The sequence below is a fragment of the Pseudomonas sp. RC10-4-2 genome (assembly GCF_050433085.1).
Taxonomy (GTDB): domain Bacteria; phylum Pseudomonadota; class Gammaproteobacteria; order Pseudomonadales; family Pseudomonadaceae; genus Pseudomonas; species Pseudomonas aeruginosa.
On sequence record NZ_JBNPXX010000003.1, the window covers coordinates 598,796 to 610,748 of the forward strand.

The following is an 11,953-nucleotide window of genomic DNA, read 5'->3' on the forward strand; positions in this document are numbered from 1 at the left end:
AACGCCAATTAATTAATCACTCATGATTGATTATATGCTACTGTCGCGCCGCTCGTGAGTTGCGGTGCCCTTTCCCGGGCAAGCTCGCGAGTTCACGAATCGAGGGACACCCATGCACATCCAATGGACCGGCTCGCTGCGCGGGCTGCTGGCGGCCCTGGTCGCCCTATTCCTGCTGGGCTGCGAAGAAGCAGCGGACGCCGGGAAGACTGCGGAGGCCCCCGCCGAGGTCGGCGTGATCGTCGCCAGGCCGGCGCCTATCGGCATCACCAGCGAGCTGCCCGGACGCCTGGAAGCGTACCGCCAGGCTGAAGTGCGGGCGCGCGTCGCCGGCATCGTCACCCGTCGCCTGTACGAGGAAGGCCAGGACGTCCGCGCCGGCACCGTGCTGTTCCAGATCGACCCTGCGCCCTTGAAGGCGGCCCTGGACATCAGCCGCGGCGCCCTGGCCCGGGCCGAGGCCAGCCACGCGGCGGCGGCCGACAAGCTCAAGCGCTACGCCGACCTGATCAAGGACCGCGCCATCAGCGAACGCGAGTACACCGAAGCGCAGACCGACGCGCGCCAGGCCCTGGCGCAGATCGCCTCGGCCAAGGCCGAACTGGAGCAGGCCCGCCTGCGCCTGGGCTACGCCACGGTCACCGCGCCGATCGACGGCCGCGCGCGGCGCGCGCTGGTCACCGAAGGCGCGCTGGTCGGCGAGGACTCGCCGACACCGCTGACCCGCGTCGAGCAGATCGATCCGATCTACGTGAACTTCTCCCAGCCGGCCGGCGAAGTCGCCGCCATGCAGCGGGCGATCCGCGAAGGCCAGGTGAAGGGTGTCGCCGACAAGGACATCGCCGTGCGCCTGGTCCTGGCCGACGGCAGCGAGTACCCGCTGGCCGGCGAGCTGCTGTTCTCCGACCTGGCGGTCGACCCCGGCACCGACACCATCGCCATGCGTGCCCTGTTCCGCAATCCGCATCGCGAATTGCTGCCCGGCGGCTACGTGCAGGTGCGCCTGCAGCGCGCGGTGAACCCGCAGGCGATCACCGTCCCGCGCGACGCGCTGATCCGTACCGCCCAGTCCGCCGTGGTCAAGGTGGTCAACCCACAGGGCGTGGTGGAAGACGTGGAGGTCCGCGCCGACACCCTGCAGGGCCGCGACTGGATCATCAGCCGCGGGCTCAAGGGCGGCGAGCGTGTGATCGTCGAGAACGCCGCCCAGCATGCCGCCGGCTCCAGCGTCCAGGCGGTGGTCCGCCAGCCGGCCAGCGCCGACGCCCCCTCACCGCTGGCCGCCTCGCCGGCGGGCCAGTGACGGAGAACGCTACGAATGGCTCGTTTCTTCATTGACCGGCCGGTCTTCGCCTGGGTGATCTCCCTGCTGATCGTGCTCGCCGGGGTCCTGGCGATCCGCTTCCTGCCGGTCGCCCAGTACCCGGACATCGCGCCGCCGGTGGTCAACGTCAGCGCCAGCTATCCCGGCGCCTCGGCCAAGGTGGTCGAGGAAGCGGTGACCGCGATCATCGAGCGCGAGATGAACGGCGCGCCCGGCCTGCTCTACACCAAGGCCACCAGCAGCACCGGCCAGGCCTCGCTGACCCTGACCTTCCGCCAGGGCGTGAACGCCGACCTCGCCGCGGTGGAAGTGCAGAACCGCCTGAAGATCGTCGAGTCGCGCCTGCCCGAATCGGTGCGGCGCGACGGCATCTACGTGGAGAAGGCGGCGGACAGCATCCAGCTGATCGTTACCCTTACCTCCTCCAGCGGCCGCTACGACGCCATGGAGCTGGGCGAGATCGCCTCGTCCAACGTGTTGCAGGCGCTGCGCCGGGTGGAGGGCGTGGGCAAGGTCGAGACCTGGGGCGCCGAGTACGCCATGCGCATCTGGCCCGACCCGGCCAAGCTGACCTCGATGAACCTCAGCGCCAGCGACCTGGTCAACGCCGTGCGCCGGCACAACGCCCGCCTCACCGTGGGCGACATCGGCAACCTCGGGGTCCCCGACTCGGCGCCGATCAGCGCCACGGTGAAGGTCGACGACACCCTGGTGACGCCCGAGCAGTTCGGCGAAATTCCGCTGCGCATCCGCGCCGACGGCGGCGCGATCCGCCTGCGCGACGTGGCCCGCGTCGAGTTCGGCCAGAGCGAGTACGGCTTCGTCTCGCGGGTCAACCAGATGACCGCCACCGGCCTGGCGGTGAAGATGGCGCCCGGCTCCAACGCGGTGGCCACCGCCAAGCGCATCCGCGCCACCCTCGACGAGCTGTCGCGCTACTTCCCGGAGGGCGTGAGCTACAACATCCCCTATGACACCTCGGCGTTCGTCGAGATCTCGATCAGGAAGGTGGTCAGCACCCTGCTCGAGGCGATGCTGCTGGTGTTCGCCGTGATGTACCTGTTCATGCAGAACTTCCGCGCCACCCTGATCCCGACACTGGTGGTGCCGGTGGCCCTGCTGGGCACCTTCACGGTGATGCTCGGCCTGGGCTTCTCGATCAACGTGCTGACCATGTTCGGCATGGTCCTGGCGATCGGCATCCTGGTGGACGACGCGATCATCGTGGTGGAGAACGTCGAGCGGCTGATGGCCGAGGAAGGCCTGTCGCCGCACGACGCCACGGTCAAGGCGATGCGCCAGATCAGCGGGGCCATCGTCGGCATCACCGTAGTGCTGGTCTCGGTGTTCGTGCCGATGGCGTTCTTCAGCGGCGCGGTGGGCAACATCTACCGCCAGTTCGCGGTGACCCTGGCGGTCTCCATCGGCTTCTCGGCGTTCCTCGCGCTGTCGCTGACCCCGGCCCTGTGCGCCACCCTGCTGCGCCCGATCGACGCCGACCACCATGAGAAGCGCGGCTTCTTCGGCTGGTTCAACCGCGCCTTCCTGCGCCTGACCGGACGCTACCGCAACGCGGTGGCCGGCATCCTCGCCCGGCCGATCCGCTGGATGCTGGTCTACGCCCTGGTCATCGGCGTGGTCGCCCTGCTCTTCGTGCGCCTGCCGCAGGCGTTCCTGCCGGAAGAGGACCAGGGCGACTTCATGATCATGGTGATGCAGCCCGAAGGCACGCCGATGGCGGAGACCATGGCCAACGTCGGCGACGTCGAGCGCTACCTGGCGGAGCACGAACCGGTGGCCTACGCCTATGCGGTCGGCGGCTTCAGCCTGTACGGCGACGGCACCAGCTCGGCGATGATCTTCGCCACCCTGAAGGACTGGTCGGAACGCCGGGAGGCCAGCCAGCACGTCGGCGCCATCGTCGAGCGCATCAACCAGCGCTTTGCCGGCCTGCCCAACCGTACGGTGTATGCGATGAACTCGCCGCCGCTGCCGGACCTGGGTTCCACCAGCGGCTTCGACTTCCGCCTGCAGGACCGTGGCGGGGTTGGCTACGAGGCCCTGGTCAAGGCCCGCGACCAGTTGCTGGCGCGCGCCGCCGAGGACCCGCGTCTGGCCAACGTGATGTTCGCCGGCCAGGGCGAGGCGCCGCAGATCCGCCTTGACATCGACCGGCGCAAGGCGGAGACCCTCGGCGTGAGCATGGACGAGATCAACACCACCCTGGCGGTGATGTTCGGCTCGGACTACATCGGCGACTTCATGCACGGCAGCCAGGTGCGCAAGGTGGTGGTCCAGGCCGACGGCGCCAAGCGCCTGGGCATCGACGACATCGGCCGGCTTCACGTGCGCAACGAGCAGGGCGAGATGGTGCCGCTGGCGACGTTCGCCAAGGCCGCCTGGACCCTCGGCCCGCCGCAACTGACCCGCTACAACGGCTATCCCTCGTTCAACCTCGAGGGCCAGGCCGCGCCGGGCTACAGCAGCGGCGAAGCCATGCAGGCGATGGAGGAATTGATGCAGGGCCTGCCCGAGGGCATCGCCCACGAGTGGTCCGGCCAGTCCTTCGAAGAACGCCTGTCCGGCGCCCAGGCGCCGGCGCTGTTCGCCCTCTCGGTGTTGATCGTGTTCCTCGCCCTGGCCGCTCTCTACGAAAGCTGGTCGATCCCGCTGGCGGTGATCCTGGTGGTGCCGCTGGGCGTACTCGGCGCACTGCTCGGGGTGAGCCTGCGCGGTCTGCCCAACGACATCTACTTCAAGGTCGGCCTGATCACCATCATCGGCCTCTCGGCGAAGAACGCCATCCTCATCATCGAGGTGGCCAAGGACCATTACCAGGAAGGCATGAGCCTGCTGCAGGCGACCCTGGAGGCCGCGCGCCTGCGCCTGCGACCGATCGTCATGACCTCGCTGGCGTTCGGTTTCGGCGTGGTCCCGCTGGCGCTCTCCAGCGGCGCCGGTTCCGGCGCCCAGGTCGCCATCGGCACCGGGGTGCTCGGCGGGATCGTCACCGCCACGGTACTCGCGGTGTTCCTGGTACCGCTGTTCTTCCTGGTGGTCGGGCGCCTGTTCCGGTTGCGCAAGGCGCCGCGCACCGGCAACTCGCCCCGGATCCCGACGGAGCAAGCCTGATGCCCCTAGCGAAACTCTCACTCCCCACCCTGGCACTGTGCGTCGGGCTGCTCGGCGCCTGCTCGCCGACGCCTCGCCAGCCGCGCGCGACCCCCATCGTTCCGGCCAACGGCCCCGACCTTCGGGGCAAGCTGGACGACTGGCAACAACAGTTCACCGACCCGCTGCTGCGACAGATGATCGGCTACGCGCCGGCGCTATCCGGCGCGCAAGCCTGAATTCCGCCGTCCTTTTCCCACCCTAGTCGGCCGCTGGCAGCGCTCGGCTGAAGCGGTAGAACAGGTTCGGCTCGCTGACCACGTACAGGCTGCCCCGGTCGTCCATCGCCAACCCTTCGGCCTGCGGCACGTCGTCCGTCAGGCCATGGTTGCCGCCACGCAGGGTCAGGCTGCCGAGCGGATCCCCGGCGCGATCCAGTTCGATGACCACCCGCGACTCGTCGGAAAGCACCAGCAGGTGATCGCTGGCCTTGTCGTAGTAGAGGCTCGACAGATCGGTGAGGAACAACCCGCGATCGCGCTGCGGGTCGCCGCCGACGCTCAGGTCGAGCGCCTCGCCGCGGTCGTTGAAGAAGCCGTTTACCTCGATGATGCCCACCGGCGCCTTTTCCCGGGCCACGAACAGGCGCTCGCGCAGCGGGTCGTAGGCCAACCCCTCGAAGCCCTTGTTGCGCTTGTTTGCACTGCCCAGGGAGAACTTCCGGGCGTTGCGCGGATCGTCGATGTCGATCACCCGGGTGTCGGCGTCGACATGGATCTCCACCAGGCGTTGGCGACGCTCCTCGGCGACCACGTAGACGCCGGGCCGGATGTACTCGATAGCCTCCGGATCCTGGAAACCGCGCAGGGGGATGCGTCGCAGCAATTCGCCGTCCAGCGACAGTTCGAGGAAATGCGGGTCCTGGTTGGTCACGCTGACCAGGCTGCGCCGGCTGGGGTCGAAGGACAGCGCCGACACGTTGGACTCCGCGCCCAGCACGCGGGCTTCGATATCGACCCGATAGTCGGCCAGGCGCAGGGCGTTCTCGCGCGCAACATCGCCGCCGTAGCGCTGCTCCAGCTTGAACCAGATTCGCTCGAACGCGCGCTGCTGCTGGCCCGCCACCAGCAGCGCAAGCAACGCGGCGAGCAGGCAAGCCAGCAGCGTCCTGTAGGTCATCAGCCGACTCATCGTTACGACTCCTCCGAGAAACACAGTGTTCGGCGAAGCAGAACAGAGCCATCCGCGCCCTTTCATGAGGCGCCGATTAAATCTTTCTGACAAGCATCTTTCACGGCTGTCATTTTTCCCCCGTTCCAGGCGTTGACAGGATTTCGGCGCAGCTTTACGTTAACGTAAAGGTAAACAAGCAGGTGCCAGCGTATGTCCATCACCTACACCATCTCCGATCTCGCCCGCGAACTGGACATCACCACCCGCGCCATCCGCTTCTACGAGGAGCAAGGCCTGCTCTCCCCCGAGCGACGCGGCCAGGAACGCATCTATTCGCCGCGCGACAAGGTCAGCCTGAAGCTGATCCTGCGCGGCAAGCGCATCGGTTTTTCCCTCGCCGAATGCCGCGAACTGATCGAGCTCTACGACCCGGACCCGAGCAGCGGCAACCAGAAGCAGTTGAACACCATGCTGGAGAAGATCGCCGAGCGCCGCGCCCAGCTGGAACAACAGTTGCTGGACATCGAACAGATGCAGCTGGAACTGGATACTGCCGAGGAGCGCTGTCGAGCGGCGCTTATCAAAAGCTATAACAAACAGACAGTTGAAACATAAACCTCATTCAAAGCTTTAAACCGGACAAGCACAATTACAGGTGAAAGCATGACCTATCCCAGCCTCAACTTCGCCCTCGGCGAAACCATCGACATGCTCCGCGACCAGGTGCGCGGCTTCGTCGCCGCCGAACTGCAGCCGCGCGCCGCGCAGATCGACCAGGACAATCAGTTCCCCATGGACATGTGGCGCAAGTTCGGCGAGATGGGCCTGCTCGGCATCACCGTCGACGAGGAGTACGGCGGTTCGGCGCTGGGCTACCTGGCCCACGCCGTGGTCATGGAAGAGATCAGCCGGGCCTCGGCTTCGGTGGCGCTCTCCTATGGCGCGCATTCCAACCTCTGCGTCAACCAGATCAAGCGCAACGGCAACGCCGAACAGAAGGCCCGCTACCTGCCGGCCCTGGTATCCGGCGAACACATCGGTGCGCTGGCGATGAGCGAACCCAACGCCGGCTCCGACGTGGTCTCGATGAAGCTGCGCGCGGACCGGGTCGGCGACCGCTTCGTTCTCAACGGCAGCAAGATGTGGATCACCAACGGTCCCGATGCCCATACCTATGTGATCTACGCCAAGACCGACGCGGACAAGGGCGCGCACGGGATCACCGCGTTCATCGTCGAGCGCGACTGGAAAGGCTTCAGTCGCGGGCCGAAGCTGGACAAGCTGGGCATGCGCGGCTCGAACACCTGCGAACTGATCTTCCAGGACGTCGAGGTACCCGAGGAGAACGTCCTCGGCGCGGTCAACGGCGGGGTCAAGGTACTGATGAGCGGCCTCGACTACGAGCGCGTGGTGCTTTCCGGCGGCCCGGTGGGAATCATGCAGGCGTGCATGGACGTGGTGGTGCCGTACATCCATGACCGCCGCCAGTTCGGCCAGAGCATCGGCGAATTCCAGCTGGTCCAGGGCAAGGTGGCCGACATGTACACCGCCCTCAACGCCAGCCGCGCCTACCTGTACGCCGTGGCCGCCGCCTGCGACCGCGGCGAGACGACCCGCAAGGACGCCGCCGGGGTGATCCTCTACAGCGCCGAGCGCGCCACCCAGATGGCCCTGGACGCGATCCAGATCCTCGGCGGCAACGGCTACATCAACGAGTTTCCCACCGGCCGCCTGTTGCGCGACGCCAAGCTCTACGAGATCGGCGCCGGCACCAGCGAGATCCGCCGCATGCTGATCGGCCGCGAGCTGTTCAACGAAACCCGCTGAAGCCTCGCTCTTTCCGGCCCTTTGCCGCCAGGGAGAGGGCATTCCATTGCATCGACAGGCGCATCGCCAGGTCGGGAGCGGGCGCCAACCGCTTCCGCCCACCTCGACACGGAGCCACCGCCATGGCCATCCTGCACACCCAGATCAATCCACGCTCCGCCGAGTTCGCGGCCAACGCCGCGACCATGCTGGAACAGGTCAACGCCCTGCGCACCCTCCTCGGCCGCATCCACGAAGGCGGCGGTAGCGCCGCCCAGGCCCGGCACAGCGCGCGCGGCAAGCTGCTGGTGCGCGAACGCATCAACCGCCTGCTCGACCCCGGCTCGCCGTTCCTCGAGCTTTCCGCCCTCGCCGCCCACGAAGTCTACGGCGAAGAGGTCGCCGCCGCCGGCATCGTCGCCGGGATCGGCCGGGTCGAAGGGGTGGAATGCATGATCGTCGGCAACGATGCCACGGTGAAGGGCGGCACCTACTATCCGCTGACTGTGAAGAAGCACCTGCGGGCCCAGGCCATCGCCCTGGAAAACCGCCTGCCATGCATCTACCTGGTGGACTCCGGCGGCGCCAACCTGCCGCGCCAAGACGAGGTGTTCCCCGACCGCGAGCACTTCGGCCGGATCTTCTTCAACCAGGCCAACATGAGTGCCCGCGGCATCCCGCAGATCGCCGTGGTCATGGGCTCCTGCACCGCCGGCGGGGCCTACGTGCCGGCGATGTCCGACGAAACCGTGATGGTGCGCGAACAGGCCACCATCTTCCTCGCCGGGCCGCCGCTGGTGAAGGCCGCTACCGGCGAGGTGGTCAGCGCCGAGGAACTTGGCGGCGCCGACGTGCACTGCAAGGTCTCAGGGGTCGCCGACCACTATGCCGAGGACGATGACCATGCCCTGGCCATCGCCCGCCGCTGCGTCGCCAACCTCAACTGGCGCAAGCAGGGCCAGCTGCAATGCCGTGCGCCGCGCGCACCGCTGTACCCCGCCGAGGAGCTGTACGGGGTGATTCCCGCCGACAGCAAGCAGCCCTACGACGTGCGCGAAGTGATCGCACGGCTGGTGGACGGCTCCGAGTTCGACGAGTTCAAGGCGCTGTTCGGCACCACCCTGGTCTGCGGCTTCGCCCACCTGCACGGCTATCCGATAGCCATCCTGGCCAACAACGGGATCCTCTTCGCCGAGGCCGCGCAGAAAGGCGCGCACTTCATCGAACTGGCCTGCCAGCGCGGCATCCCGCTGCTGTTCCTGCAGAACATCACCGGTTTCATGGTCGGCCAGAAGTACGAGGCTGGCGGCATCGCCAAGCACGGCGCCAAGCTGGTGACCGCGGTGGCCTGCGCGCGGGTTCCGAAGTTCACCGTGCTGATCGGCGGCAGCTTCGGCGCCGGCAACTACGGCATGTGCGGACGCGCCTACGACCCGCGCTTCCTGTGGATGTGGCCGAACGCGAGGATCGGCGTGATGGGCGGCGAACAGGCCGCCGGGGTGCTCGCCCAGGTCAAGCGCGAGCAGGCCGAGCGCGCCGGCCAGCAGCTCGGCGTCGAAGAGGAGGCGAAGATCAAGGCGCCGATCCTCGAACAGTACGAGCACCAGGGCCATCCCTACTACTCCAGCGCGCGACTGTGGGACGACGGCGTGATCGATCCGGCGCAGACCCGCGAGGTGCTCGCCCTGGCGCTTTCCGCCGCCCTCAACGCCCCCATCGAGCCGACCGCCTTCGGCGTGTTCCGCATGTGACGAGCAGACCAGCATGAGCGAATTCCAGACCATCCAGCTTGAGATCGACCCGCGCGGCGTAGCCACCCTGTGGCTGGACCGGGCGGAAAAGAACAACGCCTTCAATGCCGTCGTGATCGACGAACTGTTGCAGGCCATCGATCGCGTCGGCAGCGACCCGCAGGTCCGCCTGCTGGTGCTGCGCGGCCGTGGCCGGCACTTCTGCGGCGGTGCCGACCTGGCCTGGATGCAGCAGTCGGTGGACCTCGACTACCAGGGCAACCTGGCCGACGCCCAGCGCATCGCCGAACTCATGACCCATCTCTACAACCTGCCCAAGCCGACCCTGGCGGTGGTCCAGGGCGCGGTGTTCGGCGGCGGGGTCGGCCTGGTCAGTTGCTGCGATATGGCCATCGGCAGCGACGACGCGACCTTCTGCCTGTCCGAGGTACGCATCGGCCTGATCCCGGCGACCATCGCCCCGTTCGTGGTCAAGGCCATCGGCCAGCGCGCCGCGCGGCGCTATTCGCTGACCGCCGAGCGCTTCGACGGACGCCGCGCCAGCGAACTGGGCCTGCTCAGCGAAAGCTGTCCCGCCGCCGAACTGGAAAGCCAGGCCGAGGCCTGGATCGCCAACCTGCTGCAAAACAGCCCGCGCGCCCTGGTCGCCTGCAAGGCGCTCTACCATGAGGTCGAGGCCGCCGAGCTGAGCCCGGCGCTGCGCCGCTACACCGAGGCGGCCATCGCCCGCATCCGCATCAGCCCGGAAGGCCAGGAAGGCCTGCGCGCCTTCCTGGAGAAACGCACGCCCGCCTGGAGAAACGACGCATGAACCCGGACTACCGCAGCATCCAGCGCCTCCTGGTCGCCAACCGCGGCGAGATCGCCTGCCGGGTGATGCGCAGCGCGCGCGCCCTCGGCATCGGCAGCGTCGCCGTGCACAGCGACATCGACCGCCACGCCCGCCACGTCGCCGAAGCCGACATCGCCGTCGACCTGGGCGGCGCCAAGCCCGTCGACAGCTACCTGCGCGGCGACAGGATCATCGCCGCCGCCCTCGCCAGCGGCGCCCAGGCGATCCACCCCGGCTACGGCTTCCTCTCGGAGAACGCCGACTTCGCCCGCGCCTGCGAGGAAGCCGGCCTGCTCTTCCTCGGACCGCCGGCGGCGGCCATCGACGCCATGGGCAGCAAGTCGGCGGCCAAGGCGCTGATGGAAGAAGCCGGCGTGCCGCTGGTGCCCGGCTATCACGGCGAAGCCCAGGACCTCGAGACTTTCCGCCGGGAAGCCGGGCGCATCGGCTACCCGGTGCTGCTCAAGGCCGCCGCTGGCGGCGGCGGCAAGGGCATGAAGGTGGTGGAGCGCGAGGCCGAGCTGGCCGAGGCCCTTTCCTCCGCCCAGCGCGAGGCCAAGGCCGCCTTCGGCGACGCGCGGATGCTGGTGGAGAAATACCTGCTGAAGCCGCGCCACGTGGAGATCCAGGTATTCGCCGACCGCCATGGCCACTGCCTGTACCTCAACGAACGCGACTGTTCGATCCAGCGCCGCCACCAGAAGGTCGTCGAGGAAGCCCCCGCCCCCGGTCTCGGTGTGGAACTGCGCCGGGCCATGGGCGAGGCCGCGGTACGCGCGGCGCAGGCGATCGGCTACGTCGGCGCCGGTACCGTCGAATTCCTCCTCGACGAACGCGGCCAGTTCTTCTTCATGGAAATGAACACCCGCCTGCAGGTGGAACACCCGGTCACCGAGGCCATCACCGGCCTCGACCTGGTCGCCTGGCAGATCCGCGTCGCTCGCGGCGAGGCGCTGCCGCTGACACAGGAACAGGTGCCGCTGAACGGCCACGCCATCGAAGTGCGGCTCTACGCGGAAGACCCCGAGGGCGGCTTCCTCCCCGCCAGCGGCCGCCTGGCGCTGTACCGCGAAGCGCCCGCCGGCCCCGGCCGGCGGGTCGACAGCGGGGTACGCGAAGGCGACGAGGTCTCGCCGTTCTACGACCCGATGCTGGCCAAGCTGATCGCCTGGGGCGAAACCCGCGAGGAAGCCCGCCAGCGCCTGCTGACGATGCTGGCGGAAACCTCGGTCGGCGGCCTGCGCACCAACCTGGCGTTCCTCCGCCGCATCCTCGGCCATCCGGCGTTCGCCGCCGCCGAACTGGACACCGGGTTCATCGCGCGCCACCAAGACGACCTGCTGCCGGCGCCGCAAGCGCTGCCGGAGCATTTCTGGCAAGCCGCCGCCGAAGCCTGGCTGCAGAGCGAACCGGGCCACCGTCGCGACGACGACCCGCATTCGCCGTGGAGCCGCAACGACGGCTGGCGCAGCGCCCTGGCGCGGGAGGCCGACCTGATGCTGCGCTGCCGCGACGAACGCCGCTGCGTCCGCCTGCGCCACGCCAGCCCCAGCCAGTATCGCCTGGACGGCGACGACCTGGTCAGCCGGGTGGACGGTGTCACCCGTCGCTCGGCGGCGTTGCGCCGCGGACGCCAGTTGTTCCTCGAATGGGAGGGCGAACTGCTGGCCATCGAAGCCGTCGACCCGATCGCCGAGGCCGAGGCCGCCCATGCCCACCAGGGTGGTTTGAGCGCGCCGATGAACGGCAGTATCGTGCGGGTCCTGGTCGAGCCCGGCCAGACGGTCGAAGCCGGCACCGCCCTGGTGGTGCTGGAGGCGATGAAGATGGAACACAGCATCCGCGCGCCCCACGCCGGGGTAGTGAAGGCGCTGTATTGCAGCGAGGGCGAACTGGTAGAGGAAGGCACGCCGCTGGTGGAGCTGGACGAGAACCAGGCCTGACAGCCAAGACGAG

Annotated in this window: 9 protein-coding genes; 8 read left to right on the top strand and 1 reads right to left on the bottom strand. The window is 68.2% G+C overall.

The window, feature by feature from the left end:
* The first annotated feature begins 112 nt into the window (after positions 1-112).
* The 3 genes from mexX to FHW81_RS18240 are packed head-to-tail and all read left to right on the top strand — an operon-like array spanning position 113 to position 4,674.
* Positions 113-1,303, top strand: coding sequence for a multidrug efflux RND transporter periplasmic adaptor subunit MexX (gene mexX, locus FHW81_RS18230; RefSeq protein ID WP_003118551.1), 1,191 nt, complete (start codon positions 113-115; stop codon positions 1,301-1,303).
* A 15-nt stretch (positions 1,304-1,318) separates the two neighbouring features.
* A complete protein-coding gene (mexY, locus tag FHW81_RS18235; RefSeq protein ID WP_023091375.1) occupies positions 1,319-4,456 on the top strand; it encodes a multidrug efflux RND transporter permease subunit MexY in 3,138 nt (1,045 codons plus the stop codon).
* Positions 4,456-4,674, top strand: coding sequence for a hypothetical protein (locus FHW81_RS18240; protein ID WP_023091376.1), 219 nt, complete (start codon positions 4,456-4,458; stop codon positions 4,672-4,674). The genes mexY and FHW81_RS18240 overlap by 1 nt, the downstream gene beginning before the upstream one ends.
* Positions 4,675-4,696: 22 nt before the next feature.
* On the opposite strand, the gene FHW81_RS18245 is transcribed toward FHW81_RS18240, so the two are convergent.
* On the bottom strand, positions 4,697-5,626 hold the full coding sequence (locus FHW81_RS18245) for an SdiA-regulated domain-containing protein (RefSeq protein ID WP_003088602.1): 930 nt from the start codon (positions 5,624-5,626) through the stop codon (positions 4,697-4,699).
* A gap of 192 nt (positions 5,627-5,818) precedes the next feature.
* Here FHW81_RS18245 and liuR point away from each other — a divergent pair, with 192 nt between their 5' ends.
* The 5 genes from liuR (at position 5,819) to liuD (ending at position 11,940) form a co-directional block, all read left to right on the top strand.
* Positions 5,819-6,223, top strand: coding sequence for a liu genes transcriptional regulator LiuR (gene liuR, locus FHW81_RS18250; protein ID WP_012614228.1), 405 nt, complete (start codon positions 5,819-5,821; stop codon positions 6,221-6,223).
* A gap of 48 nt (positions 6,224-6,271) precedes the next feature.
* Positions 6,272-7,435: an isovaleryl-CoA dehydrogenase gene (liuA, locus tag FHW81_RS18255; protein WP_003100385.1), complete on the top strand. Its 1,164-nt coding sequence runs from the start codon at positions 6,272-6,274 to the stop codon at positions 7,433-7,435.
* A 122-nt stretch (positions 7,436-7,557) separates the two neighbouring features.
* Positions 7,558-9,165 (top strand): methylcrotonyl-CoA carboxylase subunit beta, encoded by a 1,608-nt coding sequence (liuB, locus tag FHW81_RS18260; RefSeq protein ID WP_003100387.1) that lies wholly within the window; start codon positions 7,558-7,560, stop codon positions 9,163-9,165.
* A 13-nt stretch (positions 9,166-9,178) separates the two neighbouring features.
* A complete protein-coding gene (locus FHW81_RS18265) occupies positions 9,179-9,976 on the top strand; it encodes a gamma-carboxygeranoyl-CoA hydratase (protein WP_003088598.1) in 798 nt (265 codons plus the stop codon).
* Positions 9,973-11,940, top strand: coding sequence for a methylcrotonyl-CoA carboxylase subunit alpha (gene liuD / locus FHW81_RS18270; protein WP_023091377.1), 1,968 nt, complete (start codon positions 9,973-9,975; stop codon positions 11,938-11,940). The genes FHW81_RS18265 and liuD overlap by 4 nt, the downstream gene beginning before the upstream one ends.
* The last annotated feature ends 13 nt before the right edge of the window (positions 11,941-11,953 follow it).

Coding starts and splice junctions, on each gene's coding strand:
- liuA (WP_003100385.1), top strand. CDS start 6,272: ATGACCTATCCCAGCCTCAACTTCGCCCTCGGCGAAACCATCGACATG.
- FHW81_RS18240 (WP_023091376.1), top strand. CDS start 4,456: ATGCCCCTAGCGAAACTCTCACTCCCCACCCTGGCACTGTGCGTCGGG.
- mexY (WP_023091375.1), top strand. CDS start 1,319: ATGGCTCGTTTCTTCATTGACCGGCCGGTCTTCGCCTGGGTGATCTCC.
- FHW81_RS18245 (WP_003088602.1), bottom strand. CDS start 5,626: ATGAGTCGGCTGATGACCTACAGGACGCTGCTGGCTTGCCTGCTCGCC.
- mexX (WP_003118551.1), top strand. CDS start 113: ATGCACATCCAATGGACCGGCTCGCTGCGCGGGCTGCTGGCGGCCCTG.
- liuB (WP_003100387.1), top strand. CDS start 7,558: ATGGCCATCCTGCACACCCAGATCAATCCACGCTCCGCCGAGTTCGCG.
- liuR (WP_012614228.1), top strand. CDS start 5,819: ATGTCCATCACCTACACCATCTCCGATCTCGCCCGCGAACTGGACATC.
- FHW81_RS18265 (WP_003088598.1), top strand. CDS start 9,179: ATGAGCGAATTCCAGACCATCCAGCTTGAGATCGACCCGCGCGGCGTA.
- liuD (WP_023091377.1), top strand. CDS start 9,973: ATGAACCCGGACTACCGCAGCATCCAGCGCCTCCTGGTCGCCAACCGC.